Here is a 16983-nt window from a genome sequence, read left to right on the forward strand (position 1 = left end):
AGGGCCGACACGCCGTCGACCCAGGACACGGCAGGGAGATCAGCTGGCCACGGAACGGGACATCACGTGACCACCAGAAAGGAGATCAACTGGCCGCCTACGAGGAGGTTACGGTGGCCATGGACAAGCGTATTCCTGGTCTGGTTGTTGTGGCCGAGTCATTACCCGTCGGCCGATGGCAGCCCGATGGGCTTTCTGAGCTACTTCCTGATCGGTTCGGTCGGGTTGATCGAGGTGTTCCGGCTGATCAACGTGATCACGCTGGTCAGAGCCACCCGGAAATCCTGTGATCCGGTTCCGGTGATCCCCGAGAGCGGGCATCGCGTCGCGTTCCTGACATCGATCGTGCCCGGCAAGGAACCGATCGAGATGGCCGAGAAGACACTCGCGGCGGCCCGCCGGCTGGCCTACGAAGGCACGGTCGACGTCTGGCTTCTGGACGAAGGCGACGATCTCGAGGTCAAGCGGATGTGCCGGCGAATCGGGGTGCACCACTTCTCTCGGCGCGGTGTCGAATACTGGAATCAGAAGACCGGCCCGCACCGGGCAAAGACCAAGCACGGAAACTACAATGCCTGGCTGGACGCACACGGCGAGAACTACGATTTCTGGGTGTCCGTCGACACCGATCATGTTCCGCACCCGGAGATGGCGAACCGGCTGCTCGGCTACTTCCGCGATCCCGACGTCGCCTTCGTGGTCGGTCCGCAGGTGTACGGAAACTACGACAATTTCGTCACCAAGGCCAGCGAATCGCAGCAGTACCTGTTCCACTCGGTGCTGCAGCGTGCTGGCAACCCCGACGGCATTCCGATGTTCGTCGGCACCAATAACGCGGTCCGAATCTCCGCGCTGCAGGACATCGGCGGTCTCGCTGACTCCATCACCGAGGATGCGGCCACCTCACTGGTCTGGCATCGCAAGCAGAATCCGCTCACCGGGCGGCCTTGGAAGTCGGTCTACACCCCTGACGTGCTCGCCGTGGGTGAGGGGCCGTCCAGTTGGGCCGACTACTTCACCCAGCAGGCGCGCTGGGCTCGCGGCACCAACGAACTGGTCGTGCGCGGCTGGTTCCGCCGACTGCGTGGGCTGTCGTTCAGCGGTGCCCTGCACTACCTGTTCCTGATGAGCTACTACCCATTGGCCGCTCTCGCCTGGGTCATCGGCAATCTGAACGTGATGATCTATCTGCTCACCGGTGCCGGTGGCGTTCGGGTCGAGGCCAACCTCTGGCTGATGCTCTACGTGAACGCCGCGGTGATGCAGGTGGCGATCTACTTCTGGAACCGGCGCTACAACGTCAGCCCCCACGAGGAGGAGGGCTCCAGCGGCGTGCTCGGCATGCTGGTCTCGATGCTGTCCGCACCGATGTATGTGGTGGCTCTGCTCGATGCCATCCGAGGTCGCCACACGTCGTTCGCGATCACCCCGAAAGGTCAGCAGGCGGGCACCGACTCCTGGCAGGTCTTCCGCCCCAACATCGGCTGGGGCCTCGTGATGGGCATGGCTCTGGGTGCCGCCCACCTGCTCGGCCACACCTCACCGGCGATGGTCGCCTGGGCGGCGCTGACGATCGTGATCAGCTTCACGCCGCTCGTCATCTGGCAGGTTGAACGCGCTCTGAACGCTAGCCGCGCGACCGCCGACTGACTGACCGAACGATTCCGCGCCACAATCCATTCGAAGTACAACAGCCATTCAGAAGTACAACAGGAAGTTGCCTGGGGGGAGACAATTTCATGAAGCGTCGTATCATCATGCGGCTACGCAACCGCGCCATCATCGCAATCACGGGGTGCGCAATGGTTGCCGTCAATTTTCAGCCGGCCGGACATGGCATATCCTACGCGATGACCGCTATCCGCGAGTCCGACTCCGGATACCGCGCCGAGAACGGCGCCTGGGAGACGGTGGAACTGCCTGCCGAGTTCCGGGTCAACGGCATCCATTCGGTGATGCTGCCGACCGGAAAGGTGCTGATCGTCGCCGGCTCCGGTAACAACGCCCATCATTTCGAGGCGGGCACATTCGACACGATCCTTTGGGATCCCGCCGCCGACACGTACACCAAAGTCCACACCCCCGAGGACCTGTTCTGCGGCGGCCACGCCTTCCTGCCTGACGGCAATGTGCTGATCGCGGGCGGCACGAGGAAATACGAGGTGCTGCAGGACAAGGTGACTCGTGCCGCCGGCGTGATCACGGTCGTCAATGACGCCGTCTACGAGCAGGATCTGCAGATCAAGAAGGGCGACATCTTCACCGACCGCGCCACCGGACTGCGCTACCGCTCCACCGAGGACAAAGTGGTGCCGATGGTGCACAAGCTCACGCCCGGCAAGGAGCCGACCCGGACCACGGTGTGGGTAGAGGCCGTGGAGGAGGGCGCCCAGTACGTGTTCCGAGGCGAGGGCCATCAGTTCGACTGGGACGGTCACGTCAGTGCCGGACTCTACGGCCTCGCGGACACGATCACCCTGGACAAGCAGGAGTACTGGGCCCTGGACGCATCCTACATCTTCGACATCCACGCGGAGAAGTACGTGCCGACCGGACGGATGAAGCAGGCTCGCTGGTACCCGTCGTTGTTCTCGGTCGACGGCGGCAACATCGTGGCCGTCTCCGGTCTCAATGAGCACGGCGTCTTCATCGATCACGGCATGGGAACCACCGAGGAGTTCGACGTCAAGACACAGTCGTGGATCTCTCGACCCGATCTGGAACGGGCGTTCCCCACCTACCCGGCACTGTTCCGGGGCGCCGACGGCCGGATCCTCTACACCGGCGCGAACGCCGGCTACGGGCCGGCGGAACAGATGCGCACGCCCGGCATCTGGGACCTGACCGACAACTCCTTCACGGAGATCTCCGGTTTGCGCGATCCCGGAATGAACGAGACCGCCGGCAGCGTGCTGCTGGCGCCGGCGCAGAACCAGGACGGCCTGATCGTCGGCGGCGGCAGCGTCGGCGACGCCGTCGGTTCCACCGCACGGATGGACGTGATCAGCTTCGACGACGGCAAGGTCAGCGCAGCGCCGGATCTGCCCACGGCGGTCCGGTATCCGGGCGTGGTGAACCTGCCGACCGACGACGTGCTGATCACCGGCGGCGCCTCGGACTACCGCGGCCGCTCCGGCTCCGACGTGCTGCTGGCTTCGCTGTACACGCCCTCGACCAACACGCTGCGGTCGGTCGCGCCGCCGCACATCGGCCGGAACTACCACTCCGAAGCGCTGCTGCTGCCCGACGGGAGCGTGTTGACCCTGGGGTCCGATCCGCTCTACGGCGACGCCGAGGGCAAGTCCGCGGGAACCTTCGAGCAGCGGTTGGAGATCTACCGCCCGCCGTACTTCTTCACCCCCGGGGAGCGACCCGAGATCCTGACGGCACCCTCGACGATCACCCGGGGGAAGTCGATCACCGTCCGCGCCAAGGGCGACATCGCCCGTGCTCGCCTGGTCCGGCCGAGTGCGGTCACCCATATGACCGACACCGAACAGCGGTCGGTGGAGCTGGGAATCAAGGTGAAGGGCGATCAGCTGAGCCTCTCACTGGACAAGAACCCGAACCTGACCCCCGCCGGCTGGTACATGCTGTTCCTCGTGGACAAATCAGGCAAGCCTTCGGTAGCGACCTGGGTCGAGGTTCGGTGAGGGCAGTTTCGCTGGCGGCGATGCTTGCAGGACTGGGCCTGTCGCTCAGTTGGGCCTGCACGCCGACGCCGCAAACCTCCAGCCCGCCGCCGGTCAACCCGCTGTACGGCGAGCGGCTCTGGGTCGACCCGTCGTCGACGGCGGCCCGTGCCGCGGCCAAGCTGCGCTCGTCCGGTCATGCCACGGACGCCAAGGCGCTGGCGCCGATCACCTCACAGCCGGTGGCTACCTGGCTCGCCGACGACGATGTGAAGTCGCTGGCGAAGCGGGTGGTGGACGCCGCGGAGGACGACGACGCGGTCCCGGTGCTGGTGCTCTACAACCGTCCGCAGCGGGACTGCGGCTCCTACTCCTCCGGAGGCGCCGACGACGCCGACGAGTATCGCGAATGGGTTGCCCGGTTGGCCGGCGTGATCGGCGACCGCCGCGTGGTGGTCGTGCTCGAGCCCGATGCTGTGCCGCAGGCGCTGAGCGGCAACTGCCCCACCTCCGCCGAGGAGACCTACGAGTTGCTGGCGTCGGCCGTCACCCGCCTGGCCACGAACCCGAACACCCTGATCTACATCGACGCCGGACATCCCGCCTGGATTGCCGACACCGCCCGGCTCGCGGAAGCCCTGCGGCGCAGCGGAATCGCCGGCGCCGACGGGTTCAGCCTCAACGTCTCGAATTTCCACACCGACGCCGATAATCAGGCGTACGGCGACCAGCTGGCGACCGAACTCGGGGGTGTGCAGTACGTGGTGGACACCTCCCGCAACGGCGCCGGAGCCGGGGACGCCGCGCCGGGGACGATCGACTCCTGGTGCAATCCGCCGGGGGCGGCCCTCGGCAAGGATCCGGAGATCGGTCCCCTGCGGACGTTCGCGGTGGCCGGGCTGTGGATCAAGGAACCCGGCGCCTCGGACGGCAACTGCCGCACCGGCGAACCCGCGGCCGGCACCTTCTGGTTCGACTACGCCCTGCGGCTGATCCGCCAGCGCGGTTGAACCCAGCCCCCTAAGCTAAGGAACCGCTGGTCAACACGGTCGCTCGCTGGTTGAGCTTGCCGAAACCCGTTGCCAGCGGCGTCTCGACAACTCGACCAGCGAAACCCTAGAAGTCCTCAGCGCGGTACTCCTGCACCGGGTTGACCCGCTTGATCCGGCCGTCGGTCAGCCGCTCGGCGATCTGAAAGGCCAGCTCCAGCGACTGGTTGCGGTTCAGCCGCGGATCGCAGGCGGTCTCGTACCGGTTGGCCAGATCGGCCTCGGCCAGGGCGTCCGCGACGCCGCCGACGCACTCGGTGACGTCGTCGCCGGTGAGCTCCATGTGGACGCCGCCCGGCCAGGTGCCGAGCTCTTCGTGCACGTCGAAGAATCCGTTGACCTCGTCGACCACCTGGCTGAACGCCCGGGTCTTGTAGCCGTTGTCGGTCTCGAAGGTGTTGCCGTGCATCGGGTCGCAGATCCAGGCGACCTTGCGGCCGGTGGCCTCCACTGCCCGGACGATCGGCGGCAGCGTCTCGCGCACCTTGCCGGCGCCCATTCGGGAGATCATCGTGAGGCGTCCGGGCTCATGCGCCGGATCGAGCGCCTCGGCCAGCGCCACGGCGTCCGCCGCGGTCGTGGACGGCCCGACCTTGACCCCGATCGGGTTGCGCAGATGCCGGATGAACTCGACGTGCGGCCCGTCCACCTGTCGGGTGCGCTCCCCGATCCAGACCATGTGCGCCGAGGTGTTGTACGGCGTCAGGGTGCGCGAGTCGATCCGGGTCATCGCATGCTCGTAGGGCAGCAGCAGCGCCTCATGGCTGGAGTAGAAGTCGACAGTGCGGAACGCCTCCTTGTCGACGCCGCAGGCGACCATGAAGGCCAGCGCCCGCTCGATCTCGGCGGCCAGCGCCTCGTAGCGGGCCTCCACCCCCGAGTTGCGGACGAAGTCCTGGTTCCAGGTGTGCACCGAGCGCAGGTCGGCGAAACCGCCGGTGACGAACGCCCGGATCAGGTTGAGCGTGGCCGCCGAATGGTTGTAGGCCTCCATCAGCCGCTTCGGGTCGTGGACCCGGGACTCCTCGGTGAAGTCCAGACCGTTGACGGCGTCCCCACGATAGGCCGGCAGCGTGACGCCATCACGGGTCTCGGTGTCCTTGCTGCGCGGCTTGGCATACTGGCCGGCCAGCCGACCCAGCTTCACCACCGGCACCTGCGCGGCGTAGGTGAGCACCACCGCCATCGACAACAGCACCCGCAGTTTGCCCCGGATGTCCTGGGCGGTGCCGGTGTCGAACGTCTCGGCGCAGTCGCCACCCTGCAGAATGAACGCGCGACCCGCGGCGGCGTCCGCGATCTTCTCGCGCAACTCGTCACACTCGCCCGCGAACACCAGCGGCGGACGCCGGCGCAGTTCCGCGATGACGCCGTCCAGCAAGGCGGCGTCGGCATAGCTCGGCTGCTGTAGAGGCAGGCTGGACTGGAGTTCTTCTAGCGTTGGGATCGGCAGCGACACGCCGGTCAGGATACGCGGTCGGCCACGCTGTCCTCGAACCGGCCACGGGGCGTGGGACGCGGCCTCGACGGCCGCGAATGGCATCCGGCCACCCCCTGGTTGGGGCTCGTCGAAACCCCGCACGGGCCCCAAACCGCTCAGGTTGGCAGCTCGGGTTCCGTGGTCTTGATCCCGGGGCGCTCCAGGATGCGGGCGTCCGCCTCGGCCGGACTCAGCGAACCGCTCTTCACCGATGTGCCGTAGGCCTCGACATAGGTCTGGCCAGAGAGTTCGTGGATCGCCGCCATCACCTGGTCGGTCACCCAGCGCAGCGTCCGCGGATCGTCGACGCGCCCGTAGTAGCGGCTGAAATCCAGCGGCTTGCCGATCACCACCACCGGATGGTCGATCCAGGGCAGACCGGCCTTCCTGGTCAATTGGCTGTTCTTCATCGCGACCGGCACGATCGGCACCTCGGCGGCCAGCGCCATCCGGGCCACTCCGGTCTTGCCCTTGTACAGCCGTCCGTCCGGGGACCGGGTGCCCTCGGGGTAGATGCCGACGCAGCCGCCGACGGCCAGCACGTCGAGGACGGGTCTGAGCCCGTCCAAGCTGGTCCGGCCGCCGGAGCGGTCCAGCGGCACCTGTCCGACCGCCCGCAGGAACCAGGCCACCAGCTTGGAGAACGGCCCGCGATTGCCCTGGAACAGTTCGGCCTTCGCCGGGAAGGTCACCTGCCGGCGGATCATCGCCGGCAGCACCACCGTGTCGCCGGCGTCCAGGTGGTTGCTGGCCAGGATCACCCCGCCGGTGGCCGGAATGTTCTCCTCGCCCTCGGCCCGCGCGCCGTAGAGGTACTTGATGACCGGCCGGAAGGCCGCGTACTTGAACAGGGAGTAGAGCACCGCACCTCCATCGGATCGCCTTGTGTTCGCCCACCCTAGCGACCGCCCCGGTACTTCCGGCGAGGGCCGCCGTACGATGACGCCATGCAGGTCAACGAGTTCGCCCAACCGTTCCAGGCCGGGACGGCAGGCGATGTCGGCGTGCTCTTCCTGCACGGCTTCACCGGGAGTCCGTGGACGCTGCGCGACTGGGCGGCCCGCACCGCCGAGGCCGGCTACCGGGTGTCGGTGCCACGGCTGCCGGGGCACGGTACGAGTTGGCGCGAACTGGAGATCACCGACGGACGCGACTGGTACACCGCCGCCGAGCGGGCCTTCCTCAGCCTGCGCGCGGAATGCCCGACAGTCTTCGTCGCCGGGCTGTCGATGGGCGGCGCCTTGGCGCTCCGGCTCGCCGAGCTCCACGCCGACGAGGTGGCCGGGCTGGTCCTGGTCAATCCGGCGCTGACCGGCAACCCGAACCTGGCCCTGCTCCCTGTACTCAAACGCCTGGTCCGGACCACCGCCAGCATCGGCAGCAACATCCGCAAGCCGGACGTCACCGAGCACAGCTACCCCCGGACGCCGCTGCGTGCGGCGGACGCGATGATGCGGCTGTGGGCTGACGTGCGGGCCCGACTCGACCTGGTCTACTGCCCGATCCTGCTGCTGTACTCCGCGCGGGACGAGGTGGTGCCGGCCGTCTCGCACGACATCGTGCTGCGGCAGGTGTCGTCGGAAGAGATCACCGAGGTGGTGCTGCCCGACAGCGGCCATGTGGCCACCCTGGACTACGACGCCGAGCTGATCGTCACCCGCACCCTGGACTTCCTGAATCGGCACTCCCGATGAGCCGCGACGAGCCGGACGACACCCGCTTCGAGGAGTTGATGGCGCGGGAGTTCCCCGGCGGACTGGTACCCGACGGAACGCACCACTCCCCGGTGACCGAGCCGCCCAGCCTGCCGGAGCCACCCCGGCGTCCGCACCAGCCGGGCCCGATCCGGCCGGTCGCCGAGGCGTCCGCGGCGGACCTGCCCAGCGACTTCCGCGGCTGGACGGCGCCCGAGGAACCGGACGAGCCGTTCACCCCGCCGCCGGCGCTCCCACGTCGGCCCTGGACGGCGGCCGGCACCGCCGGCACCGCGCTGGTGGTGCTGCCGCTGGTGCTGGTGCTCGCCGCCGCGTTCGGCGTCCGGTTCCCGATCGTCGTGTCGGTGCTGGCCGGGCTCGGGTTCTTCGTCGGCGTGGTGTTGTTGCTGTACCGGTTGCGGCAGCGTCCGCCGATCGATGGCGACGGCGCCGTCGTCTGACCCGGCAAGCATCTGGTGATCGAGGACAAGAGCGGCAATCCGATCCCGGCGCCCGTCGAAACCGAGGCGTTCTGGTACACCACCAAGGCGCCCACCGCGCCGCGACGGCCGTACCCTGACCACGCCTCGGCCCGATGTCGCCCGCCGGCTCAGGCCCAAGGTCAGACTCAGTCCAGGTCGGCGAGGGCGTCGCGGTACCAGCCGAGCACGGTGGCGTCGGCGATCCTCCCGCCCCCGTGGGTGCGGGCGTCCGCCTCGTCGAGGACGGCCGGCCAGCCGAGGTGGGCCACCATCGCCTGAACGGCCAGCTGGGCCAGCGCGTACGTGGCCGGGGAGAGATCGCCGATGTCCGGCAGCGCCCGCGGCAGGCCGGCCTTGATCGCGGTACGGGCCAACTCTCGGTTGGTCGAGGCGACCTGCCGGTGGGCGTCGGCGGTGAACGCCTCGGCGATGCCCTCGACCAGCCAACCCGGTGTGCCGGTGAGGCGGGGCGAACGCATCCAGGCGTGCACCGACTCGTGGGTGAGCAGGATGCAGTCGTCGGCGGCCTTCTGACTGGTGTCAGGATTCACCACGATCCGGACGCCCTCGCTGCTGGCCAGGCCTGGTACGACGGTGACCGCGCCGAGCCGATCGGCATGCCGGCCGGCGTAGGCGGCGAAGCCGGTCAGGTTGTCCGGGACCAGCACCACCACCGGTTCGGCCCACTGGCGTCCGGACGGGGCCACCCGCCGCAGCGCTGCGAGGGCCGACTCGGCCGCCCGCGACCAACGGCTCAGGTGCCGGGCGGTGCCTGCCGCGACGACCAGTTCGGGAGCCGAATGCATGCCCGGCGGCGAGCCGAGCCATTCGGTGCCCGTGGTGGTCGCGGTCAGGTTGACGATCCGCCCGCCGAGGAGACCAACCGCGGCCTCGCTGTCGACCCGCGGCTCGCCGGTGAGGCTCCAACTGACGCGGAGTCGTCCACTGCCGGCCGGGGCGATGGCGGTGGACGTCTGCGACAGGGTGGCGAACATGCGGCGCCCCAGGGCCTGGGCACCCGCTGCCGGAGCGAAGCAGGCGAGGAAGCCGGCCTCGTCCTCGGCGGAGAGGCGCTCGGTCAGCGTCCTGGTGAGGTCGCCTAGGCCTTCGCTCGGCACCGCGGTGCAGGCGCCGAGCAGCAGTGCCGGTGCCGCGCACAGCAGGCTGCGGCGAAGTCGGTCAACCGAGGATGCGACGGGCACCCTGATAGGCGGGGTAGGAGGACAGTTTGGTGATCTCCAGGTCGTTGCGCGGGTTGCGGGCATGCACGAACAGGCCATTGCCCATGTACATGCCGACGTGGTGGATCGGGCTGTAGAAGAACAACAGGTCGCCAGGCTTGAGCTGGTCGCGGGCGACCGGACGGCCGAGCGTAGACTGGGCCCGCGACGAATGCGGCAGCGATACCCCCACGGACCGGTAGGCGGCCAGCATCAACCCGGAGCAGTCGAACTCGTTCGGCCCCTCGGCACCCCACACGTACTGCCCGGTCGGCACCTTGGAGACCGCGTACTTCACAGCCCGCAGCGCCCGCTCATCGGCTGGGCCGCTGTCGTCGATCAACGCTTCGCCGTCACCGACCACTTCGTCGGACGCCGCCTCCTCGGCGTTCAGCCGCTGGCGCTCCTGTTCGGTCAGCTGGTCGACCAGCGCCTGGGCCTCGCGGATCTTCTCGTCGATCTGGCTCTTCAGCGACGCCAGCTGCTGCTCTTCGGCGGTGATCGCGGTCAGCTGATCGTGAGCGGCACGCTGCAGGTCGGCGAGATCGGCCTGCTGAGCCTGGAACTCCTGCAACAGCGAGTTCATGTTCTGATCGACCTTGCCCATCGTGGACATGTCGGAGAGGAAGCCGTCGGGGTCGGACGAGGTGACCAGCTGAATGGTGATGTCCACCCCGCGGTTCTGGAATCTGCTGACCGCGACCTGCTGGGCCTGGGTGCGCAGCGCGTCGACCTTGAGCTGCTGGGCCGCGATGTCGGCGTTGAGCGTCTCGACCTTCGCCTTGCCCTGAGCCAGCTGCAGCTTGACCTCGGCCCACTCCTCGCCGATCTCGCTCTGCTGCTGCTCGATGGCGGTCAGCCGAGCCTTGGCGTCGTCCAGAGCCGGGTCTGCGAAAGCTGCTTGGGCAACCGGACCGGCGATCAGCACCGTCGCTGTGGCGAGGGCCGCCAAGCCGCTGCGAACAACCGCACGCAGACGCACATCGCCTCCTCGACGATTCGAGAAATGGGGTCACTGCGGGGCGAGCCAGCGGACCGAATCTGCAAAGAGGCTAAACGACGCCCCCGCCGGAGGCAAACCAGTGTTCCCCGTCGTCGGGCGGCATCGGCCGGGAAACCGGCCGGACCAGGCGCAACGGTGGCAGCAATCCTTGTGAGGTCATCGCCCGCAACGCACTCACCTCGTCGGAACATAACTCGACTACGTCGTGATCGGCACCCAACAGGGCCGTCACCATACAGTCGCCACAAGCGGGTCCACGCACCGCGCATGTCCCGCAATCGATTCGCAGCATCTCCATGACCGCAGTGTGGACGGCGCCTCTGACAGTTTTGCCACGTCGCCCCGCCTTGCCCCGTCATCCCGGCGAACGCCGGGATCTCCGCCGGCCACCCGACCCGCCGAGCTCCGGGGTCCCTGCCGGCCGCCGGCCCCCCGAACACCGCGCGAGAAACGTCAGAGGCGACCTCTAGCGTCCCGGACATGATGTCGCTGCCGAACCAGCCCACCTTCGACGATCTGGGCACCCCGCTCGCGCTGGTGCCGTTCTGCGTGGTCGACCTGGAGACCACCGGCGGCAGCCCGGACGACCGGGTCACCGAGATCGGCGCGGCCAAGGTCGCCGGGGGCGAGGTGCTCGGCGAGTTCCAGACCCTGGTCAATCCCGCCACCCACATCCCGCCGCTGATCTCGGTGCTCACCGGCATCACCGACTCCATGGTGGCCGGGGCGCCGCGGCTGGCGTCCGTGCTGCCGAGCTTCCTGGAGTTCGCCGCCGGCTGCGTGCTGGTCGCGCACAACGCCGGCTTCGACGTGGGCTTCCTGAAACGCGCCTGTGCCGAGCACGGCTACCGCTGGCCGAATCCGCCGGTGCTCGACACCGTGGCCCTGGCCCGACAGGCGTTGCTGCGCGACGAGGTGCGCAATCACAAGCTGGCCACCCTGGCCCAGTACTTCCGGGCCGAGACCGTCCCCAACCACCGTGCCCTCACCGACGCCCGCGCCACCGTGACCGTGCTGCACTGCCTGCTCGAACGAGTCGGCAACCTCGGCGTCCACACCGTCGAGGACCTGCTCGAGTTCACCCGCCGGGTGTCCCCGCAGCGCCGCGCCAAGCGGACCTGGGCGTCCGGCCTACCGTCGGCACCGGGGGTGTACTGGTTCGTCGCCGACGGCCGCGACCAGGTCGGTCAGCCGCGGCGGCAGGTGCTCTACGTGGGCAAGAGCCGCGATCTGCGGGCCCGTGTCCGCAGCTATTTCACCGCCGCCGAGACCCGGCCGCGGATCGACGAGATGGTGCGGGTGGCGAGCGGCGTCGAACACCTGGTGTGCAGCACCGAGCTGGAGGCCGAGGTGTTGGAGTTGCGGCTGATCGCCGCCCATTCGCCGCGCTACAACCGGCGTTCGAAGTATCCCGAGCGGCAGCTGTGGCTCAAGCTGACCCGAGAGCCGTACCCGCGGCTGTCGATCGTCCGGAAATGCCTGCCGGACGGCGCCGACTACTTCGGCCCGTTCAACCGGCGCAGCACCGTCGAGGCGGTCCAGGCCGCGCTCTACGACGCCTTCCCGATCCGGCAGTGCACCACTCGGCTGTCGGCGAAGCGGCCGTCCGCGTCCTGTGTGCTGGGCGAGCTGGGCAGGTGTTGCGCACCCTGCCAGCTGGCGGTGACCACCGACGACTACGCCACGATCGTCGAACGGCTGCGGGCCAGCCTGTCCAGCGACATCCGTCCGGTGCTCCGGGCCGCCCGGAAGCGACTGTCGACGTTGATCGCCGGCGAGCGCTTCGAGGACGCCGCGGTGGTCACCGACCGATTGTCGAGCTTCGCCCGCAGCGCGCTGCGGCACCACCGGGTCGCCAGCCTGGCCCGGTGTCCGCAGATCGTGGCCGCCTACCGCGACCGGGGCGGCTGGGAGATCCACGTCGTCCGCTACGGCCGGCTCGCCGGAGCGGCCCGGGCCCGGCCCGGCGACGTCCCGCAGGCGGTAGCACGCGCGGCGGTGGCGGCCGCCGAACAGGTCCGTGCACCCGAGGGACCGCAACCAGTGGCGACCGCGGAAGAGACCGAACGGATCGCCGCCTGGCTGGAGCGCCCCGGCGTCCGGCTGATCGAGATCGACGGCCAGTGGAGCTGGCCGCTGCACATCGGACTGGCCGAGGGCGAGTTGGCCAGGCACGCGCTGCCGCCGGCGCCGGCACCGGAGGCGGTCTGGCCCCGTTAGGATTTCGCCATAATCACCGCGATTGTCTTCGTCCAGGCCGAGGTTGCCCGCATCCCCGAGGTGGCCGCCCAGATCGCCGACCTGGACGGCGTCTCCGTGGTGTACTCGGTCACCGGAAGCATCGACCTGATCGCCCTGATCCGCGTGCGGTCGGTCGATCAGGTCACCGAACGGCTGAACCGGGTGCCCGGCATGCTCTGGCACCCAGACCCACATCGCGTTCCGCGCCTATTCGTCCCACGACCTGGAGGCGGCCTTCTCACTCGGCGCCGGGTAGACCCGATCGCCCCGCCTGCGATCAGGCGATGGTCACCGACTCGATCACCACGGGCTGAACCGGACGATCGCCGTAGCCGGTGCGCACGTGGGCGATCTCGTCGACCACCTTCTGGCTGGCCTCGTCGGTCACCTCGCCGAAGATGGTGTGCCGCCGGTTCAGGTGCGGGGTCGGCACCACGGTGATGAAGAACTGCGAGCCGTTGGTGCCGGGACCGGCGTTGGCCATCGCCAGCAGGTAGGGCCGGCTGAAGCTGAGTTCGGGATGGAACTCGTCGGCGAAGGTGTAGCCGGGGCCACCGCGCCCGCTGCCTTGCGGGCAGCCGCCCTGGATCATGAACCCGTCGATGATCCGGTGGAAGGTGAGCCCATCGTAGAACTTCCCGGTGGTCCGTTCCCCGGTCTGCGAGTCGATGTACTCCTGTGTTCCTTTCGCCAGCCCGACGAAATTCGCCACGGTCTTGGGAGCCTGGTCCTCGAACAGCTCGATCACGACGTCGCCATGATTGGTGTGCAGGGTGGCGGTCTGAGCCACGGTGTGTGTCCTTTCCTCGCGCGGCGGCCACGACGCCGCCCACCTGGGTTTCCGCAATGCGTGCCGACCATCCTGGCACACCGTAACCAACCGGACGGCCGGATCGGACCAGTCAGCGGGCGAACACCAGGCCGACGGCCAACTCCACCATCAGCACCGCGATCGAGGCGTCGAAGATCCGCCAGGCCCGGGTCGTCGCCAGCCAGCCCGCCAGCAGCCGCGCGCCCACCGCGACCCCGAAGAACCAGATCACGCTCGCGGTCATCGCTCCCAACGCGAACAGCCAGCGACCGTCGCCGTGCGCGTTGGCCACCGTCCCGAGCAGGAAGACGGTGTCGAGGTAGACCGACGGGTTCAGCCAGGTGAGCGCCAGCGCAGTCATCGCTACAGGCACGGCCCGCCTGGCAGTCGCGGTGCCGGCGGTCCCGAGCCGGACGCCGGCCCCGCCGTCGGCACCGTCCGCCGGCGACAGCACCTCGCCCTCGCCTAGCCAGGCCCGACGTCCGGCCAGCACCCCGTAACCGAGCAGGAACGCAGCCCCCACCCAGCGGACGGCATCGAACAGCCAGGGCACCGCGTGCAGCACCAGCCCGATCCCCGACACCCCGGCGACGATCAGCACGGCGTCCGACACCGCACAGATGGTGGCGGTCAGCAGCACATGTTCCCGCCGGATGCCCTGGCGCAGCACGAACACGTTCTGGGCGCCGATAGCGACGATCAACGAGAAGCCGAGCCCGACACCGGCGAAGAAGGAGGACACCCCTCGACGGTAGGGTCGCCACCTCGATCAGTCCAGCTAATGATTTTTCTGATCCATTAGCATTGCTTATGATGCGCCTCTCTCCCGACCTCACCGAGACGCTCGCCGCCATCGTCGACGAGGGCACCCTGGACGCCGCCGCGACCCGGCTCCACCTCACCCCGAGCGCGGTCAGCCAGCGGCTCAAGGCCTTGGAACATCAGGTGGGCAGGGTGCTGCTGATCCGCGGCAAGCCGGCTCGGCCGACGCCGGCCGGGCAGGCCGTGCTCCGGCTGGCCCGGCAGCTGGCGCTGCTCGAGCACGACACGCTGGTCGAGCTCGGTGCCGACGAACCGGACGCCGCCCCGATCAGCGTGCCGCTGGCGGTCAACGCCGATTCGCTCAGCACCTGGTTCCTGGCGCCGCTTGCCGAGCTGTCCCGCACCCATTCGGTGGTCTTCGAGCTGCATCGCGACGATCAGGACTTCACCGCCGGTCTGCTCGAATCCGGCGCGGCGATGGGTGCGGTCACCTCGGGCTCCCGCCCGGTCCCCGGCTGCCGGGTCGTCCCGCTGGGCGCGATGCGCTACCAGGCGATGGCCACGCCGGCCTTCGTCCGCCGCTGGCTGCCGGACGGCCCGACGACCGCCGCGCTGGCCGCCGCGCCGGTGGTCTATTTCGATCGGCGCGACGAGCTGCAGAGCAGTTGGCTGAGCGACCAGGGCATCGATCCCACCCGGCCACCCCGGCACTTCGTGCCCGCCTCGGCCGACTACGCCCGTGCCGTCCGGCTCGGGCTGGGTTGGGGACTGCTGGACCGCTTCCATTCCGCCGATGCCCTCAGCAAGGGCGAGTTGGTCGGCATGGGCGGTCCGACGGTGGAGGTCGAGTTGCACTGGCAACAGTGGAAGCTGCGTTCGCCGCTGCTGGACGCCATCGCCGCCGGCATCGTCGGGCACGCCCGGCGAGAGCTCTGGCAGCCCGCCCGCTGAGCGTCGTCCAGAGCGGCCGAGCGGCTTCACCCACAACGGTGGAAACGCCTCACAAAGCTGTTCGCCGCGTCCGCCGGACGGGTAGTTTGGGGAGCGCGGTACAGCCGTGACCATCCCAACCACTGGAGGAACAGTGAAGCGTAAGAAGCCGCTGAAGGCCGTCGAATCGACCGCCGAATCAGCCGCGGACGCCAGCCGGGCAGCCCTCGACGAGGCGGTGCAGAAGCTCACCCCCCTGGTCGAATACGCCGGTGAGTACGTGGACGAGGCACGCAAGCGGGGCGTCGAGTTCGCCGCCGACGCCTACGACCGGGTGCAGCCCCATCTCGAGACGGCCCGCCGCCGTGGCGTGGAGCTGGCCTCGGACGCCTACGAACGGCTCGAGCCGAGCCTCAAGGACGCCTACGAGCGCATCGAGCCGTCGTTCAAGGAGGCCGGACGCCGGGCCAGCGAGACCTACGAGCGGGTGCAGCCGAAGCTGACCGATGCCCGCAAACGGGGCGCCAAGCTGGCCGCGGAAACCCTCGACCGGGTGCATCCGGTCCTCGACGACGCGCTCGACAAGGTCACGCCGGCCGTCGACACCGCGGTCAAGAAGGTGCGTCCGGTGGTCGACGAGACCCTCGAACGAGTGGCTCCGACCGTAGATCTGGCCCGCGACAAGGTGCAGAACGACTTCCTGCCCTGGCTGGTGGCGACCCTGTACAAAGCGGCCGAAGCAGCGAAGGAGGAGGCCGCCGAGGTCGCCGAGAAGGCCTCGGACATCGCCGAGAAGGTCGCCGACACGGTGACGGACGGGGTGGCCGAGATCGCCCCCACCCGCGAGCGCCGCAGCGTCGGCAAGACCTTGGGCCTGATCGCCCTGGCGGGTGTCGTGCTGGCCGGGGTCGTGTACGCCGTCCGGAAGCTGCTGGGCAGCCCGGAGGCCACCTGGGAGACCCACGAGCCCTCCCGGCCGTACGTGGCCGATCCGGTCGGCGAGGTGGTCGACAAGGCCAAGGATGCCGCGAAGGACGCCACCGAGAAGGTGAAGGAGGCCGTCGGCAAGGCCAAGGACGCCGCCGCGAGCGCCGCCGCGGCGGTGGCGGACAAGGCGTCCGATGTCGCCGAGGCCGTCTCCGTCAAGGCATCGGACGTCGCCGAGGCCGCAGCCGACAAGGTCGACGAGGTCAAGGATGCGGCCGCCGAGGTGGCCGATGACGCCAAGGAGGTCGGCGAGGAAGCCCTCGACAAGGCCGAAGAGGCGATCGAGGAGGCCAAGGAGGCCGCCGCCAAGGTGGGCGACGAGATCGCCGACGCCGCCGAGGAGGCCGCCGACAAGGCGTCCGAGGCCGTCGAGGACGTCAAGAAGAAGGCGAAGGGCGCAAAGGGTGATGCCTCCCCTTTAGCTGACAGCCCCTACGGCGAGGGTTCGTACGTGGGGGCCGAGCCGCCCGAGGGCTACCAGATCAAGGGCAACGAGCGCTCGATGAAGTATCACCTGCAGGGCTCCGGAGGCTACGACCGCACCATCACCGATGTGTGGTTCAACTCCGCCGAGGCCGCGGAGCGGGCGGGATTCGTGCGCGCCCAGCGCTGAGGAGGCACGCAACGCACTCCGAGATCGGGACGTGGGGGGGGGGGGGGGGGCCCGGGGGGCGCCCCCCCGACCCCGCCCC

At 69.0% G+C, this 16983-nt stretch carries 14 protein-coding genes and 1 pseudogene; 9 read left to right on the top strand and 6 right to left on the bottom strand.

Going from position 1 to position 16983, the window contains the following annotated elements:
• Nucleotides 1-186 precede the first annotated feature (186 nt).
• The 3 genes from QM619_RS17265 (at nt 187) to QM619_RS17275 (ending at nt 4642) form a co-directional block, all read left to right on the top strand.
• Nucleotides 187-1650: a glycosyltransferase family 2 protein gene (locus QM619_RS17265; protein ID WP_415111659.1), complete on the top strand. Its 1464-nt coding sequence runs from the start codon at nt 187-189 to the stop codon at nt 1648-1650.
• 200 nt (nt 1651-1850) lie between these two features.
• Nucleotides 1851-3653 carry a galactose oxidase-like domain-containing protein gene (locus tag QM619_RS17270; protein WP_415111661.1) on the top strand — a complete coding sequence of 601 codons (1803 nt, stop codon included), beginning with the start codon at nt 1851-1853 and terminating at the stop codon, nt 3651-3653.
• Between the two features lie 20 nt (nt 3654-3673).
• A complete protein-coding gene (locus QM619_RS17275) occupies nt 3674-4642 on the top strand; it encodes a glycoside hydrolase family 6 protein (RefSeq protein ID WP_415111663.1) in 969 nt (322 codons plus the stop codon).
• 106 nt (nt 4643-4748) lie between these two features.
• On the opposite strand, the gene QM619_RS17280 is transcribed toward QM619_RS17275, so the two are convergent.
• Nucleotides 4749-6140: a class II 3-deoxy-7-phosphoheptulonate synthase gene (locus tag QM619_RS17280; protein WP_415111665.1), complete on the bottom strand. Its 1392-nt coding sequence runs from the start codon at nt 6138-6140 to the stop codon at nt 4749-4751.
• Between the two features lie 137 nt (nt 6141-6277).
• A complete protein-coding gene (locus QM619_RS17285) occupies nt 6278-7024 on the bottom strand; it encodes a lysophospholipid acyltransferase family protein (RefSeq protein WP_415111667.1) in 747 nt (248 codons plus the stop codon).
• An 84-nt stretch (nt 7025-7108) separates the two neighbouring features.
• On the opposite strand from QM619_RS17285, the gene QM619_RS17290 reads away from it, so the two are divergent.
• Both QM619_RS17290 and QM619_RS17295 read left to right on the top strand, forming a co-directional pair.
• The gene (locus tag QM619_RS17290) at nt 7109-7855 is read left to right on the top strand and encodes an alpha/beta hydrolase (RefSeq protein WP_415111669.1); all 747 of its coding nucleotides are present in this window, start codon (nt 7109-7111) and stop codon (nt 7853-7855) included.
• Nucleotides 7852-8316: a hypothetical protein gene (locus QM619_RS17295; RefSeq protein ID WP_415111671.1), complete on the top strand. Its 465-nt coding sequence runs from the start codon at nt 7852-7854 to the stop codon at nt 8314-8316. The genes QM619_RS17290 and QM619_RS17295 overlap by 4 nt, the downstream gene beginning before the upstream one ends.
• 167 nt (nt 8317-8483) lie before the next feature.
• On the opposite strand, the gene QM619_RS17300 is transcribed toward QM619_RS17295, so the two are convergent.
• Complete coding sequence (locus tag QM619_RS17300; RefSeq protein WP_415111673.1) at nt 8484-9539, bottom strand: hypothetical protein; 1056 nt, start codon at nt 9537-9539, stop codon at nt 8484-8486.
• Nucleotides 9517-10539 (bottom strand): NlpC/P60 family protein, encoded by a 1023-nt coding sequence (locus tag QM619_RS17305; protein WP_415111675.1) that lies wholly within the window; start codon nt 10537-10539, stop codon nt 9517-9519. Before QM619_RS17305 ends, QM619_RS17300 begins: the two co-directional genes overlap by 23 nt.
• A 501-nt stretch (nt 10540-11040) precedes the next feature.
• Between QM619_RS17305 and QM619_RS17310 the strand changes: the two genes are divergently transcribed.
• Nucleotides 11041-12780 (top strand): DEDD exonuclease domain-containing protein, encoded by a 1740-nt coding sequence (locus QM619_RS17310; protein ID WP_415111676.1) that lies wholly within the window; start codon nt 11041-11043, stop codon nt 12778-12780.
• 60 nt (nt 12781-12840) lie between these two features.
• Nucleotides 12841-12906, top strand: a pseudogene (locus QM619_RS17315) (hypothetical protein); the annotation flags it as partial.
• 172 nt (nt 12907-13078) lie between these two features.
• On the opposite strand, the gene QM619_RS17320 reads toward QM619_RS17315, so the two are convergent.
• Nucleotides 13079-13591: a peptidylprolyl isomerase gene (locus QM619_RS17320; protein WP_415111678.1), complete on the bottom strand. Its 513-nt coding sequence runs from the start codon at nt 13589-13591 to the stop codon at nt 13079-13081.
• A gap of 112 nt (nt 13592-13703) precedes the next feature.
• Nucleotides 13704-14354, bottom strand: coding sequence for a LysE/ArgO family amino acid transporter (locus QM619_RS17325; RefSeq protein ID WP_415111680.1), 651 nt, complete (start codon nt 14352-14354; stop codon nt 13704-13706).
• A 71-nt stretch (nt 14355-14425) separates the two neighbouring features.
• On the opposite strand from QM619_RS17325, the gene QM619_RS17330 reads away from it, so the two are divergent.
• Entirely contained in the window at nt 14426-15325 is a 900-nt protein-coding gene (locus QM619_RS17330; protein ID WP_415111682.1) for a LysR family transcriptional regulator ArgP, read from the top strand.
• 133 nt (nt 15326-15458) lie between these two features.
• On the top strand, nt 15459-16904 hold the full coding sequence (locus tag QM619_RS17335; RefSeq protein WP_415111684.1) for a hypothetical protein: 1446 nt from the start codon (nt 15459-15461) through the stop codon (nt 16902-16904).
• Nucleotides 16905-16983: the final 79 nt, after the last annotated feature.

The organism is Micropruina sp., assembly GCF_047606665.1.
Classification (GTDB): Bacteria; Actinomycetota; Actinomycetes; order Propionibacteriales; family Propionibacteriaceae; genus Micropruina.

Bases quoted from the DNA above. Each gene is read 5' to 3' on its own strand.
- QM619_RS17310 (WP_415111676.1), top strand. From the start codon at position 11,041: ATGATGTCGCTGCCGAACCAGCCCACCTTCGACGATCTGGGCACCCCG.
- QM619_RS17295 (WP_415111671.1), top strand. From the start codon at position 7,852: ATGAGCCGCGACGAGCCGGACGACACCCGCTTCGAGGAGTTGATGGCG.
- QM619_RS17265 (WP_415111659.1), top strand. From the start codon at position 187: ATGGGCTTTCTGAGCTACTTCCTGATCGGTTCGGTCGGGTTGATCGAG.
- QM619_RS17290 (WP_415111669.1), top strand. From the start codon at position 7,109: ATGCAGGTCAACGAGTTCGCCCAACCGTTCCAGGCCGGGACGGCAGGC.
- QM619_RS17330 (WP_415111682.1), top strand. From the start codon at position 14,426: ATGCGCCTCTCTCCCGACCTCACCGAGACGCTCGCCGCCATCGTCGAC.
- QM619_RS17275 (WP_415111663.1), top strand. From the start codon at position 3,674: ATGCTTGCAGGACTGGGCCTGTCGCTCAGTTGGGCCTGCACGCCGACG.
- QM619_RS17270 (WP_415111661.1), top strand. From the start codon at position 1,851: ATGACCGCTATCCGCGAGTCCGACTCCGGATACCGCGCCGAGAACGGC.